General features: G+C 69.9%; 14 protein-coding genes. 5 read left to right on the top strand and 9 right to left on the bottom strand.

Translation table 11 applies throughout. The annotated features are described in order from the left end of the window. Positions 1-109 precede the first annotated feature (109 nt). From ACFYXE_RS24400 to ACFYXE_RS24380, 5 genes are all read left to right on the top strand, one after another. A complete protein-coding gene (locus ACFYXE_RS24400) occupies positions 110-1,000 on the top strand; it encodes an FAD binding domain-containing protein (protein ID WP_389315623.1) in 891 nt (296 codons plus the stop codon). Next, a complete protein-coding gene (locus ACFYXE_RS24395; protein ID WP_389315621.1) occupies positions 1,000-1,623 on the top strand; it encodes a (2Fe-2S)-binding protein in 624 nt (207 codons plus the stop codon). The genes ACFYXE_RS24400 and ACFYXE_RS24395 overlap by 1 nt, the downstream gene beginning before the upstream one ends. A gap of 2 nt (positions 1,624-1,625) precedes the next feature. Then, positions 1,626-4,016, top strand: a complete 2,391-nt coding sequence (locus ACFYXE_RS24390) for a molybdopterin cofactor-binding domain-containing protein (RefSeq protein WP_361175219.1) — start codon at positions 1,626-1,628, stop codon at positions 4,014-4,016. A 241-nt stretch (positions 4,017-4,257) separates the two neighbouring features. Next, positions 4,258-5,715, top strand: a complete 1,458-nt coding sequence (locus ACFYXE_RS24385) for an NCS2 family permease (RefSeq protein ID WP_361175222.1) — start codon at positions 4,258-4,260, stop codon at positions 5,713-5,715. A gap of 44 nt (positions 5,716-5,759) precedes the next feature. Further along, the gene (locus ACFYXE_RS24380; protein ID WP_389315618.1) at positions 5,760-6,920 is read left to right on the top strand and encodes an XdhC family protein; all 1,161 of its coding nucleotides are present in this window, start codon (positions 5,760-5,762) and stop codon (positions 6,918-6,920) included. Positions 6,921-6,932: 12 nt separating this feature from the next. Here the strand turns inward: ACFYXE_RS24380 and ACFYXE_RS24375 are convergent, their stop codons facing one another. From ACFYXE_RS24375 to ACFYXE_RS24335, 9 genes are all read right to left on the bottom strand, one after another. Next, positions 6,933-7,397, bottom strand: a complete 465-nt coding sequence (locus ACFYXE_RS24375; RefSeq protein WP_389315616.1) for an SRPBCC family protein — start codon at positions 7,395-7,397, stop codon at positions 6,933-6,935. Between the two features lie 36 nt (positions 7,398-7,433). Continuing rightward, positions 7,434-8,243, bottom strand: a complete 810-nt coding sequence (locus ACFYXE_RS24370; protein WP_389315614.1) for a polysaccharide deacetylase family protein — start codon at positions 8,241-8,243, stop codon at positions 7,434-7,436. Between the two features lie 114 nt (positions 8,244-8,357). Further along, positions 8,358-8,912: a hypothetical protein gene (locus ACFYXE_RS24365; protein WP_389315612.1), complete on the bottom strand. Its 555-nt coding sequence runs from the start codon at positions 8,910-8,912 to the stop codon at positions 8,358-8,360. Between the two features lie 40 nt (positions 8,913-8,952). Then, positions 8,953-9,381: a hypothetical protein gene (locus tag ACFYXE_RS24360; RefSeq protein ID WP_361175234.1), complete on the bottom strand. Its 429-nt coding sequence runs from the start codon at positions 9,379-9,381 to the stop codon at positions 8,953-8,955. A 24-nt stretch (positions 9,382-9,405) separates the two neighbouring features. Further along, positions 9,406-10,212: a hypothetical protein gene (locus ACFYXE_RS24355; RefSeq protein ID WP_361175236.1), complete on the bottom strand. Its 807-nt coding sequence runs from the start codon at positions 10,210-10,212 to the stop codon at positions 9,406-9,408. A gap of 49 nt (positions 10,213-10,261) precedes the next feature. After that, positions 10,262-10,894 (bottom strand): hypothetical protein, encoded by a 633-nt coding sequence (locus tag ACFYXE_RS24350; RefSeq protein WP_389315609.1) that lies wholly within the window; start codon positions 10,892-10,894, stop codon positions 10,262-10,264. Positions 10,895-10,923: 29 nt separating this feature from the next. Then, a complete protein-coding gene (locus ACFYXE_RS24345) occupies positions 10,924-12,504 on the bottom strand; it encodes a hypothetical protein (RefSeq protein ID WP_389315607.1) in 1,581 nt (526 codons plus the stop codon). A 9-nt stretch (positions 12,505-12,513) separates the two neighbouring features. Then, positions 12,514-13,872, bottom strand: coding sequence for a pyridoxal phosphate-dependent decarboxylase family protein (locus ACFYXE_RS24340; RefSeq protein WP_389315605.1), 1,359 nt, complete (start codon positions 13,870-13,872; stop codon positions 12,514-12,516). 1,075 nt (positions 13,873-14,947) lie between these two features. Beyond that, the gene (locus ACFYXE_RS24335) at positions 14,948-15,121 is read right to left on the bottom strand and encodes a hypothetical protein (protein WP_389315603.1); all 174 of its coding nucleotides are present in this window, start codon (positions 15,119-15,121) and stop codon (positions 14,948-14,950) included. Between the last annotated feature and the right edge of the window lie 103 nt (positions 15,122-15,224).

Here is a 15,224-nt window from a genome sequence, read left to right as displayed (position 1 = left end):
CGTTAACAGCACATGAACGAGCAGTCGAGGGACCAAAGGCCCGAGTGGCCTGAACGGAATCCCCTGGTCCCTCGAAGCGAACGACCCTCGATACGAAGAAGAGAGCCTCATGGACTTCCTTCGCCCCGCCAGCTGGGAGGAGGCGCTCGCCGCCAAGGCCGAGCACCCCACGGCTGTGCCGATTGCGGGTGGCACCGACGTGATGGTCGAGATCAACTTCGACCACCGTCGTCCCGAGTACCTGCTTGACCTCAACCGCATCGTCGAGCTGCGCGAGTGGGAGGTGGGCGAGGAGACGGTCCGGCTGGGTGCCTCCGTCCCGTACACCCAGATCATGGAGGAGCTGCGCACCGAGCTCCCCGGTCTGGCGCTCGCCTCGCACACGGTCGCCTCCCCGCAGATCCGTAACCGCGGCGGCGTCGGCGGCAACCTCGGCACGGCCTCCCCGGCGGGTGACGCCCACCCGGCGCTGCTGGCCGCCGACTGCGAGGTCGAGGTGGAGTCCGTGCGGGGATCCCGCCTCATCCCGATCGACGACTTCTACACCGGCGTGAAGCGCAACGCCCTCGCGGCGGACGAGCTGATCAAGTCCGTGCACATCAAGAAGGCGGACGGACCGCAGCAGTACTCCAAGGTCGGCACCCGCAACGCCATGGTCATCGCGGTCTGCGCCTTCGGCATCGCGCTGCACCCCGGGACCCGGACCGTGCGGACCGGCATCGGCTCCGCCGCCCCCACCCCCATCCGGGCGAAGGCGGCCGAGGAATTCCTGAACGCGGCGCTCGACGAGGGCGGCTTCTGGGACAGCAAGAAGATCATCACCCCCTCGATCGCCAAGCAGTTCGCGGAGCTCGCCTCGGGCGCCGCCAACCCGATCGACGACGTGCGCGGCACGGCGAGCTACCGCCGCCACGCCGTCGGGATCATGGCCCGCCGCACGCTCGGCTGGACCTGGGAGTCGTACCGCGGCAAGGGCCGCAGCACTGAGGGAGTCGCATAATGCGCGTGAACTTCACGGTCAACGGCCGTCAGCAGGAAGCGGACGACGTGTGGGAGGGCGAGTCCCTGCTCTACGTCCTGCGCGAGCGCATGGGGCTCCCGGGCTCCAAGAACGCCTGCGAGCAGGGCGAGTGCGGTTCCTGCACCGTCCGCCTCGACGGCGTGCCGGTCTGTTCGTGTCTGGTCGCGGCCGGTCAGGTGGAGGGCCGCGAGGTCACCACCGTCGAGGGCCTGGCCGACTACGCCAAGCACCGCGAGCAGGCCCACCCGGGCGGCGCCTGCGGCACCGGCGGCTGCGGCACCTCCCTCCAGGACGCCCAGCAGTGGCAGGCCCGTCCGGCCGGCGCGGCCACGGACTCGCAGACCGGTGAGGGCGGCGAGCTCTCCCCGATCCAGCAGGCGTTCATCGACGCAGGCGCCGTCCAGTGCGGCTTCTGCACCCCCGGCCTGCTCGTCGCGGCCGACGAGATGCTGGAGCGCAACCCCCAGCCGACCGACGCCGACATCCGCGAGGCGCTCTCCGGCAACCTCTGCCGCTGCACCGGCTACGAGAAGATCCTGGACGCGGTCCGCCTCGCGGCCGCGCGCCAGGACCGTCACGGACTTCAGGAAGGGGCGGTCTGACCATGGGATCCACCCGTACGACCGGCGCACCCACCAAGATCACCCAGGGGTCGCAGACCAAGGGCGGCATCGGCGAGTCGACGCTGCGCCCGGACGGCACCCTCAAGGTCACCGGCGAGTTCGCGTACTCCTCGGACATGTGGCACGAGGACATGCTGTGGGGCCAGACGCTGCGCTCCACCGTCGCGCACGCCGAGATCGTGTCCATCGACACCTCCGAGGCCCTGGCCATGGACGGCGTCTACGCGGTCCTGACCTACGACGACCTGCCGGCCGCGATGAAGAACTACGGCCTGGAGATCCAGGACACCCCGGTCCTCGCGCACAAGAAGGTCCGCCACCACGGCGAGCCGGTGGCCATCGTGGCCGCCGACCACCCGGAGACCGCCCGGCGCGCCGCCGCCAAGATCCACATCGAGTACAAGGAGCTGCCCCTCATCACCGATGAGGCCTCGGCGACCGCTCCCGACGCCGTACTCGTGCACGAGGGCCGCGACGACCACCACATCGGTCACGTCCCGCACCCGAACATCGTGCACCGCCAGCCGATCATCCGCGGCAACGCCGAGGAGGCCGCCAAGAAGGCCGACTTCGTCGTCACGGGCGAGTACACCTTCGGCATGCAGGACCAGGCCTTCCTCGGCCCGGAGTCCGGCCTCGCCGTGCCCTCCGAGGACGGCGGCGTCGAGCTGTACGTCGCCACCCAGTGGCTGCACTCGGACCTCGGCCAGATCGCCCCCGTCCTCGGCCTGCCCGAGGAGAAGGTGCGCATGACGCTGTCCGGCGTCGGCGGTGCCTTCGGCGGCCGCGAGGACATCTCGATGCAGATCCACGCCTGCCTCCTGGCGCTGCGCACCGGCAAGCCGGTCAAGATCGTCTACAACCGGTTCGAGTCCTTCTTCGGCCACGTCCACCGCCACCCGGCGAAGCTCTACTACGAGCACGGCGCCACCAAGGACGGCAAGCTCACGCACATGAAGTGCAAGATCGTCCTGGACGGCGGCGCCTACGCGTCGGCCTCCCCGGCGGTCGTGGGCAACGCCTCGTCCCTCTCGGTCGGCCCGTACGTGGTCGAGGACGTCGACATCGAGGCGATCGCCCTCTACACCAACAACCCCCCGTGCGGCGCGATGCGCGGCTTCGGCGCCGTCCAGGCCTGCTTCGCCTACGAGGCCCAGATGGACAAGCTCGCCGACAAGGTGGGCATGGACCGGGTCGAGTTCCGCCGGCTCAACGCGATGGAGCAGGGCACGCTGCTGCCGACCGGCCAGCCGGTCGACTCGCCGGCCCCCGTCGCCGAGATCCTGCGCCGCATCAAGGCCCGCCCGCTGCCGCCCGAGCGCCAGTGGGAGTCCAGCGAGGGCGCCGACGTGCGCCAGCTGCCGGGCGGCCTGTCCAACACCACGCACGGCGAGGGCGTCGTCCGCGGTGTGGGCTACGCGGTCGGCATCAAGAACGTCGGCTTCTCCGAGGGCTTCGACGACTACTCCACCGCCAAGGTGCGCATGGAGGTCATCAACGGCGAGCCGGTCGCGACCGTGCACACCGCGATGGCCGAGGTCGGCCAGGGCGGTGTGACGGTGCACGCGCAGATCGCCCGCACCGAGCTGGGCGTCACGCAGGTGACCATCCACCCCGCCGACACCCAGGTGGGCAGCGCGGGCTCGACGTCGGCGTCGCGCCAGACGTACGTCACCGGCGGCGCCGTCAAGAACTCCTGCGAGCTCGTCCGCGAGAAGGTGCTGGAGCTCGGCCGCCGCAAGTTCGGCAGCTACCACCCCGCGTGGGCCACCGCCGAACTGCTCCTGGAGGGCGGCAAGGTCGTCACCGACGGCGGCGAGGTCCTCGGTGACCTGGTCGACGTCCTGGAGAACGAGGCCGTCGAGATCGAGGCCGAGTGGCGCCACCGCCCCACCGTCGCCTTCGACCTGGTGACCGGACAGGGCAACGGCCACGTCCAGTACTCCTTCGCCGCGCACCGCGCGGTCGTCGAGGTCGACACCGAGCTCGGCCTGGTCAAGGTCATCGAACTGGCCTGCGCCCAGGACGTCGGCAAGGCGCTCAACCCGCTGTCCGTGATCGGCCAGATCCAGGGTGGCACCACCCAGGGCCTGGGCGTCGCGGTCATGGAGGAGATCATCGTCGACCCGAAGACCGCGAAGGTCAGGAACCCCTCCTTCACGGACTACCTGATCCCCACCATCCTCGACACCCCGACCATCCCGGTCGACGTGCTCGAACTCGCCGACGAGCACGCCCCGTACGGGCTGCGCGGCATCGGTGAGGCCCCCACCCTGTCGTCCACCCCGGCGGTCCTCGCGGCCATCCGGAACGCGACGGGCCTGCAGCTCGACAAGACGCCGGTCCGCCCGGAGCACCTGACCGGTACGTGATCCGCGCCGAGGGTCCGGTCCCCCCGCTCGGGGCCCGGTCCCGGCACAGCTCTCCGAGCGGTGCGCGCCGCACCGGAACGTCACACTTCCCGCCGCGCGCGCCGCTCGGAGCCCCCCACCTCCCCCTCCCGACGAGGGAGATGTCGTTCGTCTCGGGCCGTCCCCCGGGTCGTGCAGCCAACGCACCATCCCAAATCCCGCAACTCCGCGGGTGCCCCTGTGAACCTTGGGAGTAGGCACCATGACCCAATCGTCTGTGGAGCCGAAGACCACCGCTGAGGACGCGGGCCCCGGCTCGCGTCCCCCGGCCGGCAGGTCTTGGCTCGATCGGTACTTCCACATATCCCTGCGGGGATCCACGGTCGCGCGTGAGGTGCGCGGCGGCGTCACCACCTTCATGGCGATGGCGTACATCCTTCTGCTCAACCCCCTGATCCTGTCCGGCAAGGACGCGGCGGGGGACACCATGGCCACCAAGGCCGTGATCACCGCGACGGCGTTCGCGGCGGCCTTCACCACGCTCCTGATGGGCTTCGTCGGCAAGGTGCCGCTGGCCCTGGCCGCCGGACTCTCCGTGTCCGGTGTGATCTCCTCGCAGGTCGCGCCCGAGATGACCTGGCCGCAGGCCATGGGCATGTGCGTGATGTACGGCGTGGTGATCATGCTCCTGGTCGTCACCGGGCTGCGCGAGATGATCATGAACGCCATCCCGCTCGCCCTCAAGCACGGCATCACCATGGGCATCGGCCTCTTCATCGCCATCATCGGCCTGGTCAAGGGCGGCTTCGTCCACCAGGGCAAGGCGACCGTGCTCACCCTCGGCCCGGCCGGTGAGCTCCAGGGCTGGCCCGTCCTGATCTTCGCGGGCACCCTGCTCCTCATCTTCATGCTGCAGGCGCGCAACATCCCCGGCGCGATCCTGATCGGCATCATCACCGGCACCATCGTCGCCGTCGTCCTCAACGCCCTGGACGTCGTCGACCCCAAGCAGTGGGCCAACGGCACGCCGGAACTGCACGGCAGCGCCGTCTCCAGCCCGGACTTCTCGCTCTTCGGCGACGTCGAGTTCGGCGGCTGGGGCGAGGTCGGCGCGATGACCGTCGGCATGATCGTCTTCACCCTCGTGCTCGCCGGCTTCTTCGACGCGATGGCCACCATCATCGGCGTCGGCACCGAGGCCAACCTGGCCGACGACAAGGGCCGGATGCCCGGCCTGTCCAAGGCGCTGTTCATCGACGGTGCCGGCGGCGCCATCGGCGGTGTCGCGGGCGGCTCCGGCCAGACCGTGTTCGTCGAGTCGGCGACCGGCGTCGGCGAGGGGGCCCGCACGGGTCTCGCCTCGGTCGTCACCGGCCTGTTCTTCGCGGCCTGCCTCTTCTTCACCCCGCTCACCGCGATCGTGCCGCAGGAGGTCGCCTCCGCCGCGCTCGTCGTCATCGGCGCCATGATGATGATGAACGCCCGGCACGTCGACTGGGCCGACCGCGCCACCGCCATCCCGGTCTTCCTGACCGTGGTGCTCATGCCCTTCACGTACACCATCACCACCGGTGTCGCGGCGGGTGTCATCTCCTGGGTCGCCATCAAGATCGCCCAGGGCAAGGCCCGCGAGATCGGGGCCTTCATGTGGGGCCTGACGGTGATCTTCATCGTCTACTTCGCCCTCAACCCCATCGAAGGATGGCTGGGCGTCCACTGACGCCCGGGCCCTCCGCACACCCCGAGACCTTTCAGGAGGCCGACATGCTGGACATCGCCGACGAGCTGCACCGGTGGGTCGAGCAAGGACGTGACTTCGCCGTCGCCACCGTGGTGGCGGTCGGCGGGAGCGCGCCCCGGCAGCCGGGCGCCGCGCTCGCCGTCGACAGCGAGGGCACGGCGATCGGCTCGGTCTCCGGCGGATGTGTGGAGGGCGCCGTCTACGAGCTGTGCCAGCAGGCGCTCCAGGACGGCGAGACCGTCCTCGAACGCTTCGGGTACAGCGACGACGACGCGTTCGCCGTGGGTCTGACCTGCGGCGGCATCATCGACATCCTCGTCACCCCGGTCCGCGCGGACGCCGCGGCACGGCCGGTGCTCGCCGCCGCCCTCGCCGCCGCCTCGCAGGGGGAGGCGGCGGCGGTCGCCCGGGTCACCTCCGGCCCCGCCGAGCTCCTCGGCCGCGCGCTCCTGGTCCGTGCCTCGGACGAGGCGGGCGCGTACGAGGGCGAGCTCGGCGGCCACCCGGAGCTGGACCGCACGGTGGCGGGGGAGGCCAGGGCGCTGCTCGACGCCGGCCGCACCGCGACCGCGGAGATCGGCGAGGACGGCTCGCGCTGCGGCCGTCCGATCGAGGTCCTCGTGGAGTCGAGCGTCCCGCCGCCCCGCATGATCGTGTTCGGCGCCATCGACTTCGCCTCCGCGCTGGTGCGGATGGGCAAGTTCCTCGGCTACCACGTCACGGTGTGCGACGCGCGGCCCGTCTTCGCCACGGCCGTGCGCTTCCCGGACGCCGACGAGATCGTCGTCGAGTGGCCGCACCGCTACCTGGAGCGCACCGAGGTCGACGCCCGCACCGTGCTGTGCGTCCTGACCCACGACGCCAAGTTCGACGTGCCGCTGCTGCACCTGGCGCTGCGGCTGCCCGTCGCCTACGTCGGCGCGATGGGTTCGCGCCGCACCCACAACGACCGCAACGCCCGGCTGCGCGAGGTCGGCGTCACCGAGCTCGAGCTGGCCCGGCTGCGCTCGCCCATCGGCCTGGACCTCGGCGCGCGCACGCCCGAGGAGACGGCCCTCTCGATCGCCGCGGAGATCGTCGCCCATCGGCGCGGCGGCAGCGGGGTCTCCCTCACCGGGGCGCACACCCCGATCCACCACGACGGATCCCGGCGGCCCGCGGGCCGGATCGGGTCGGTGGCCTGACCGGCGTGCCGGTCAGTGCGGACGGTCCTCGTCCGGCACCGGTCCCGCCGCGATGAGCAGGTCGGCCGCCCGGCCGAACATCCGCCGGGCCACGGCCGCCAGCGGGCCGTCGCACAGCGCGGGCAGCCACCGCACCCGCAGGTCCTCGCGCCACACGAGGTGACAGCCGGTCCGGCCGGGGAACACCTCGATCTCCGCCCAGCCGGTCACGAACGTCCCCCGCTTCCGCAGCCGGCACCGGCCCGGTGCCGTGCCGTCGGGCGGTGACCAGGCGACGACCTCCATCACGTCGTCGAAGCCGAGCGGCCCGAGCGCGCTGCGGGCCACGAAGACCGTGCCCGTCCCGGTGGGCGGGGGCGTGCGGACGGTGATGCGGGTGAGGGGGACGACCTCGCCGTGCCGCCGCCAGGCGGTCAGGCGCCGCCAGGCCTCGTCGGCGGGCAGGGGGACGTCTCGGGTGATCTGGAAGAGGGCCACGCCCCGAGCCTGCCACGCCCGGGGGTGGGCCACCCCTCAGCGGTAGACCTTGCCCGGCTCGGCCTTGCCGGGCGCGAGCAGCTGGGACACCGTCACGAAGACGTAGCCGCGCTTCTTGAGGCCGTCGATGACGCCGGGAACGGCGGGCACGGTGCCCTTGTAGATGTCGTGCAGCAGGATGATGCCGTCCCGCTTCGTCTGGTCGAGGACCCGCTTCGTGATCAGCGCGGAGTCGTTCGTCGTGTAGTCCTTGGCGGTGACGGTCCACAGGACCTCCGCCAGGCCGAGCTCCTTGGAGAGCTCGTTGACGTCGTCGTCGGTGCGGCCCTGCGGCGGGCGCATCAGCGTCGGCTTCTTGCCTATGAGCTTCTCTATCGCCTTGTTGGGGCGCTCCAGCTCCGCGCGCGCCTCGTCGGCGTCGATCTTCGTCAGGATCTTGTGCGACCAGGTGTGGCTGGCCACCTCGTGCCCCTCGCGGTCCATCTGCCGCACGAGCTGGGGGTACTTCTCGATGTGGTTCTTGCCGAGCGTGAAGAAGGTGGCGGGGACCTTCTCCCGTCTGAGGATGTCGAGCAGTCTCGGCGTGTTCTCGCTGGGCCCGGCGTCGAAGGTGAGGGCCACGCACTTGGCGGTGCGGCAGTCGACGGTGCCGAACGTCCCGTGGTCCGCGGCCCCGGCGTCCGCGGCGCCCTTGCGGACCGAGCTGGGCGAGGTGGTGTCGAGCCGGGTGCAGCCCGTCACCGCGAGGGCGAGGGCGGCTCCGGCGGCCAGGACGGGGACGGTGCGACGCAACCTCGCGGCCGAGGACGTCGTCTTGCAGACGGAAAACATGTTCGAGACGGGCATGCGACCACTATACATAGCGCGTATACACGCTGTGCATAGTGGCCGCTCGTCACTGAAACCCCAGGTGGGAAGGTGCCTGTCAGGGCTGAGGGCTCAGTGCGCCCGGGACGTGCGTCAGACGACCGGGATCACCCTGATCGACGGGTGGATCGCCGTGTTCAGGTACAGCTTCTCCTTCTTGTTCTCCTGCTCCAGCTCCAGGACGAGCCGGTAGCGGTACAGGCCCGGCTTCGCCGTGCTCATGACCGTGCCGGCCCAGTAGTAGTAGACCGGCGTGTACTTGTCGCGCATGCGGTCCGGCATCCCGTAGATCTTCAGCTCGTTGAAGATGCGGCGCTCCGCCACGTCCTCCTCGTCGCCCAGCTCGGTGTCGAGGAACACGATGTTGTTGATCTTCGGCATGGGGGGCCAGGTGCCGTCGAGGCGCTTCTCCATGTCGATGGGCCGCACGATCCAGTTCAGGACCTGACCCTGCTTGCACACCGTCTCCAGCGACGCCGTGCCCTGGCCCTTGCCGCCGATGCTGTTGTCCATCATGTACATCGCGTCGCTCAGCGAGCCCGTCTCCGTCGCCCGCTCCATGTTGATGAGCGTGACGATGTTGAGCTGGACCGAGTTCAGCTGACCGGGGTTCTGCTTCTCCACGCCACTGCGCGTAGTGGTGCTCACCCGTTCCTCCTTCGCGTACGCCGTCATGACTGCCCGGTCCCTAGCCGACGAAGGTCGACTGCAGGGTGGTGGTGATCGGCTCGTCCCGCGTGCCGAGCTTGAACTTGATCTGGTACGGGACGGGTTCGCCGTTGGTCCGCTTGACCGTCGCGGTCCAGTACGCGACGTCGGTGCCCGGGTACACCTTCCGCTCCGGCTCGCAGAACTCGCTGTCGATCACGATGTCCTCGATGCTGACGAACGCCTCGCACTCCAGCGCGAGGCAGTTCCAGAGGAGCTGGTCCCCGCGCATGGCCTTCGTCCGCAGCTCCTCGCTGCCGAACCCCGCGGACCCGCCGGCCTTGTTCGTGTCGTACATGTACAGGTGGCCCTGCAGGTTGCCGGCCGCCAGCGCGCCCACGCAGTCCACGACGGCGGTGATGGAGATCGGCCGCTTCACGGCGGTCTCCCGCCTCGGTTTGGCTGTCATCTGTTCCTCCTCGTCCGGGGTGGCTCAGGCGCCGGAGCGCGCGGCCGGAGGGATGGGCAACGGGCCGACGCCCGCCTTGGTGAAGGCGTTGCGCCGCGGCTCCGAGGAGACCTTCAGGGCCGACGCACAGGTCAGGTTCACCGGGTCCCAGCGCAGCTCGCCGTCCGTCTGCACCAGCTTGTGCAGCTGGATGCGCATCATGTACGAGTACGTGCCGGGCCGTGACGTGTCGATCGTCGCCGACCAGTACCAGCCGTCGGTCACCATGTCCGGGGAGCCGTACTCCGCCGGGTACATGATCTTCGCATCCACCGCCTCGCCGTAGATGTCGGTGATCACCGGGGCCGGGTAGCTGGCCGAGGCGGTGGCGTCCTCGGTGACGATCCGCCCGGTGATGTCGACGATCTTCTGCCCGGACATCCGCCCGCGGGTGCGCCGGGTGGTCTTCACCCGGGTGCCCACGCTGCGCCGGATGCGGTTGAGCTCGGCCGCCGCGTCGGCGCTCTGCACCGTGGACTTGGCCGCCAGCTCCTGCAGTTCGGTCAGGGCCTGCTCGTCGGACTGCCGGGCCCGCTCGGACTCGTAGCCGCGCGGGACGGTCGGCGGGATGGAACCCAGGCTGTACGGAAGCCAGTTGAGCACCTGCTCGCTGGCCTGCGAGCCGTCGCGCCAGTAGGAACCGTGGATCGCGGTCACCAGCTCGCCGGTGCCCTGGTTCTCGGAGCCGTGCAGCTTCATGTTGTCGAACAGGTAGGTGTTGCCCTCCAGGGTGCTGGACGCCAGCGCGTTGCCGACGTCCACGAGCACGATGATCGCCAACTGTTGGGGCATGATTCCGCCTTCGTCGTCGTTCCCGGCTTTGCCGTCGTCGTGCCGGCCGTCACTGACACATCAGCGCGGGTGATTCGATGGACATGACGCTGTTGTCGCCCTCGTACATCTGGAGTTCCAGGCGGTACTGGTAGGGGACGCCCGGCGTCATCCAGTGCGGCACCACACCGGTCCACACGTCGAGGTCGAGCTTCGCGCTGTCCTTGTCCTCCTCCTCGTGCTTGTCGTGCTGTTGCCCGTACGCCTGCTGGCCCGCCTGCTGGTGGCCGTATCCCCGGGCGCCGGGCTGCTGTTGCCCGTACGCCTGCTGACCGGCGCCCTGGGCCTGGCCCTGGGCCTGCCCGCCCGTGCCGTACGCGGCCTGCGGCGCCGTGCCCTGCTGCGGGCCGGACGCCTCGCCCCGGCGGGACGCGCCGTTGCCGGACGCGGTCGCGCCGTTGGTGCCGCCCGCGGGCACGAAGGAGATGCTCCTGATCTCGACGGGCGTCTGCAGGTCCACGGCGAGCGCGGTCCAGGACACGACCTGGCCCGGCTTGACGACCGTGACGAGGTTCGGCGTGCCCTGGTGGGCACTGTCGTAGGACCCGTCGTCGACCATGCAGAGGTTGCCGTCGTGCAGCGACTTGATCGACAGCGCTCCGATGACGTCCACGACGGCGATGATGTTCACCTGGGATTTCATACCGCTCCTGTTCATTCCACTCCCTGTGGCTAGCCGCGGTCCCTGACCAGCGGGACCTTTCCGACGGCGGTCCGCTCGATCTCCGCGGACAGCCGGGGCACGAACTTGAGCTGGAGGGTGTAGCCGGTCCGCTCGATCGAGGCGGCGTTCGCCTCGCCGTGGTTGAACAGCGAAAGGGCGCGCGGCAGGGCGTTCACGAACACCTGCTGCAGGCCGTACGGGCCGAGCATCGTGTCGGCGCGGTAGGTCAGACCGAGCACGTCGTCGACCGCCGCGTACAGCGTGATCGTGCGGCCCTCGCGGTGGTTGACGAACTGGACGTCGTGCGCCACCGCGTCCAGGTCCACCACCTCGGCCGCCTTCAGCTCCTCGCGCAGCGCGTCGTAGGCCCGCGCCGCCGAGTACTGGCTGTCGTTGAGGTGCAGTACGTCGCCGGTGCGGCCCGCGAACTCGAACTGGCGGGTCTTGAGGCCGGGCCCGTCCGTGCGCGGCCGGTGGATCATCCGGTCGCCCAGCTTCAGGCGCAGCAGCGGCGTCTCGTGGGCGTGCAGCCGGGTGACGACGAGCTCGCCCTCCTCGCCCTCGGGGACCTGCCGGCCGTCCTCGTCGACGATCTCGACGAAGTGCAGGCCCGGCACCGCGGACAAGTGCGGCGACGCCGCGTCCAGTTGGAGCCCGATCGTCTCCGCCTGGGTCGCGGCGAAGTAGCTGAGGATCGCCAGGTTGGGGAACAGCGCCTGGAGCTCCACCCGCTTGCGCTGCGGCAGCACCCCGCTGCCGTACAGCGCGACGCGGAAGCTGTCGCGGTACTCCTGGCGCATGCCCGCGGCGAGGTCGGCGAGGATCGCGATGCCCGCCGAGATGCCCATCAGCGCCTTGGGCCCCCGGTAGGAGAACATGTGCTCCAGGACGGGGGCGGTGACCGGGCCCGCACCGACGTAGTTGACGCCCGGCACGTGCTGCAGCACACCGCCGACCATCGTGCCGCTGCTCCACATCTGGTAGTCGGCCAGCGTGGTGAACAGCCACTTGGGGTCGCTGCCCGCCAGGTGGCGGGCGAGCTGGTAGGTCCCCATGAAGCGGCCCGCGAGCTCGTAGGTGTCCTTCAACTCCCGCAGGGAGTAGACGACTTCCAGCGGCCGGCCGCCGCTGGTGCCGCCACTGGCGACGATCTCGAACTCGCCGCGGGTGAGCGGGACGACCATGCCGGGCCGGGAGTCCATGAAGAAGTCGCGCTGGACGTCCTTGTCCGACAGCGGGATGCGCTGCCACTCCTCGTACGTCCGGGGGGCCTGGGTGAAGCCGGCGCCGTGCAGGCGTTCGCGCCACAGCGGGTTGAGCAGCGCGGTGTGCACCATCTGCTGCAGTCGGCGCAGCACCAGCGCGTCCTGGATCTCGTGCGGGATCTCGCTGTACAGGGTCTGGCAGACCCGCTCGCACTCGCGCAGCTTGCTCGCGAACGAGGGGAGCACGGTGACGGCTTCGACGGACTCCGGCTTCAGCTCCCAGTCGGGGATGAGCCAGTGGGCGAGCTCGCGGGCGCCGCCGGGAGCCGGCGCGGGCGGTGGAACATGACGCGTTGCCTGTGGAGCGTGAGATGTACTCAACATCCGTCCCCTCTACGCTTTTGCTGTTCCCTCTTCGCTGCTGAGCAGATCCTGCGCCGTTCTTCTGATTTCGGAGAGCAGCATCCTGAAGTGCTCACCGGTGATCCGGTGGTTCATCATGACCACCCGCAGTGCGGCCACCCCGTCGACGTCGACCTTCGAGATGAAGAAATTGCCCTCGAATTTGATGCGGTTCCGGATGTCGATCTGCAGTTGGTGCACGTCCTTCTTCTCGACCCTCCTTCCGAGTTTCTTCGCGAGATCGGCCGGATGGTAGCGGAAGCACAGGATGTTGGCTTCCGGGCGGTGCAGGGTCTCGAATTCGGGATCGGCCCGCACGGCGTCGTGGGCCTCCTGGGTCAACTGGCAGAGATAGTCGATCTTCTCCGCGAACAGGGCCCGCCCGTAAATGGCCCACAGGGTCCACAGCGTCATGATCATCGGGCGCTTCGTGCACTCGAAGTTCTTTCCGCCGCTGTCGAATGCGGTGTAGATGTCCTGCTCCTCGTCGAACACATAGCTGGCCTTCTGCCGGAATGCCGAGAGGGCGTTCTCCTTGTTCCGGTAGAAGAGCAGCGTGCAGGGCGCGGGCACGAACATCATCTTGTGCGCGTCCCAGGTCAGGGAGTCCGCCTTCTCGATGCCGCGCAGCTTGTGCCGCAGCGCGTCCGAGACGAGCAGGCTCGCGCCGTGCGCGCCGTCGACGTGCAGCCACAGGTTCTTCTCCCTGGCCACCTCGGCGAGTTCGTCGATCGGGTCGAAGGCGCCCACCGACGTGCTGCCCGCCGACGCGACGATGCAGAACACCTCCAGGTTCTGCCGCTCGGCCGCGGCGAGCGTGGCGCGCACCTCGCTCGCGTTGATCTGCTGCTGCCGGTTGAGCGGCAGGCGGACCAGCTGGGCGTCGCCGATGCCCAGCACCCCGGCGGCCCGCGCCACGCTGTAGTGCACGTCCGCCCCGACTGCGATGGCCGGGCGGGGCCGCCCGCGCACCGCGGAACCCCCCTGTGACCAGTACCCGGGCAGTTTCTCGTTCCTGGCGGCGAGCAGCGCGGTCAGGTTGGCGAGCGAGCCGCCCGAGGTGGTCAGCATGGTGAAGCGGTCCGGGTCCCACCCGATGAAGCGGTTCAGCTCGTCGGCCATGATCCGCTCCACGGCGCTGGGCAACTGGCCCGCCTCGTAGAACGAGGACGGCTGGTTGACCACGGAGCTGACGAAGTCGATGACGCCGGCGAGCGGTACGACACCGGAGAACTGCCGGCCCATGTAGCCGGGGGAGTGCACCTGGATCCCGGTCCTGACGTACAGGTCGATGATGCCCGCGAGCCGCTCCTCGTCGAAGGCGGCGACGCTCTGCCGCTCGGTCGTCATCAGGGCCCTTGCGGCCTGCGACAACGTCGCGGGTTCGATGAGTTCGAGCCCTCTGATGGAGAGGTCCGACAGGTGTTTCTCCAGCTTCGCGAGAGCTGTTTCCGAGTTCGCCCGGAAGTGCTGCGGATCAAACGCGTCGAGCAGTAAGCCGCTCCGTTCCGATCCGGGATCGCTCGATCGAGATTGCGTCACTAGGGTCCCCCCTTGGAAATCCCCGTGTAACCCGACATGGATGTTCCGGCGCGCGCCGAACCGCACAGGGGCAGGCCGCGTCCGAGCGCCAAAGCAAAGGGCTGCCGCCCGGCTGGTCAAACTGGACGGCAACGCCCTACCGGCGGCGCGCGTTCGGCGCAGGCCGCACGGATTCCCCCTCGAATACTTTTGCCCAGCAGTCAACTCCCGGCATGGTCAGTGCCTGCCCCCACAGCGACAACCGTAGGCGGTCGAGTTTCAGCGATAAATCGAAACTCCGGGGTCTGTCCGAAAGACGGCGCGGACCATCTGATGGTTCGTCATTCACCATGCGGCACACCCGTAACCGGAGGTGCCGCAGGTTCCAGATCGGCTCCGCCCTTTTCGGACACCATGCCGTCGGCATGTGCACGGCAGAATGCCGGAGAGCGCAGCACCGGCGGCGCTCTCCGGTCGGCGCAAGGCGTTTCCTGCCAATTCTCGGGCCCGGTCGGGGCGCACCGGCGCCGGGTCCGCAAGGGGCGTCCAGCGGGGCGGGTACTCCGCGTGGCGTCACGGCGATCCGGCCACCGCGGCCCGGTCGCGGGGGCCCGGAGAGTGCCGTACATATCGAACGAACATCGGGCCCGCCGGTCCGTGTGGGCCGGTCACGCGCGTGCGCCGGGGGTGCGGTGACCGTGCCGGCAGGCGTTCGCCGGTACGGCCACCGCTCCTCTCCCGGTCGGTCGGCGCACTGTTCACGGGCGTGCCGCGTGGTGGTCGGTTCGTGTTCAGGTGGTGGTGGTGGTGCCCTCGCCACGGATGTTCGGGGCCGCGGCCTCCCGGGTCGCGGTGGGGAAGGATCCCCACCCCGTGCCGCCGTGCTCGTCGTCGTATCCGCTGCTCAATGCGTGCGCACCCACCAGCCCATGAGGACGAGCAGGAGGGGCCCGGCTGCGTCGGCCGTGCTGAGGGCGGCGCGGTGGCCCGCCTCCCGCCACCGGGAGGGCCGGGGGCTCGCCGCCCGCTCCTCCTCCGCGTTGCCCTCGCCGCTCTCCGCGCTGCTGCCACGACTCATCGCGAACCTCCCCTGCTCCAGGGCTCCGTGCCCGTCGACCGCACCCGTCGTGCGATCCGTGACACCACCCTGCGGCCGAGTCCCGCCCCGTCCCGGCAGTCCC

The organism is Streptomyces sp. NPDC002564 (assembly GCF_042889645.1).
Lineage (GTDB): Bacteria > Actinomycetota > Actinomycetes > Streptomycetales > Streptomycetaceae > Streptomyces.
This window is presented reverse-complemented; position numbering and strand designations above follow the sequence as displayed.

Coding starts and splice junctions, on each gene's coding strand:
- ACFYXE_RS24355 (WP_361175236.1), bottom strand. CDS start 10,212: ATGCCCCAACAGTTGGCGATCATCGTGCTCGTGGACGTCGGCAACGCG.
- ACFYXE_RS24395 (WP_389315621.1), top strand. CDS start 1,000: ATGCGCGTGAACTTCACGGTCAACGGCCGTCAGCAGGAAGCGGACGAC.
- ACFYXE_RS24335 (WP_389315603.1), bottom strand. CDS start 15,121: ATGAGTCGTGGCAGCAGCGCGGAGAGCGGCGAGGGCAACGCGGAGGAG.
- ACFYXE_RS24345 (WP_389315607.1), bottom strand. CDS start 12,504: ATGTTGAGTACATCTCACGCTCCACAGGCAACGCGTCATGTTCCACCG.
- ACFYXE_RS24380 (WP_389315618.1), top strand. CDS start 5,760: ATGCTGGACATCGCCGACGAGCTGCACCGGTGGGTCGAGCAAGGACGT.
- ACFYXE_RS24385 (WP_361175222.1), top strand. CDS start 4,258: ATGACCCAATCGTCTGTGGAGCCGAAGACCACCGCTGAGGACGCGGGC.
- ACFYXE_RS24340 (WP_389315605.1), bottom strand. CDS start 13,872: ATGACGACCGAGCGGCAGAGCGTCGCCGCCTTCGACGAGGAGCGGCTC.
- ACFYXE_RS24370 (WP_389315614.1), bottom strand. CDS start 8,243: ATGCCCGTCTCGAACATGTTTTCCGTCTGCAAGACGACGTCCTCGGCC.
- ACFYXE_RS24400 (WP_389315623.1), top strand. CDS start 110: ATGGACTTCCTTCGCCCCGCCAGCTGGGAGGAGGCGCTCGCCGCCAAG.
- ACFYXE_RS24390 (WP_361175219.1), top strand. CDS start 1,626: ATGGGATCCACCCGTACGACCGGCGCACCCACCAAGATCACCCAGGGG.
- ACFYXE_RS24360 (WP_361175234.1), bottom strand. CDS start 9,381: ATGACAGCCAAACCGAGGCGGGAGACCGCCGTGAAGCGGCCGATCTCC.
- ACFYXE_RS24350 (WP_389315609.1), bottom strand. CDS start 10,894: ATGAAATCCCAGGTGAACATCATCGCCGTCGTGGACGTCATCGGAGCG.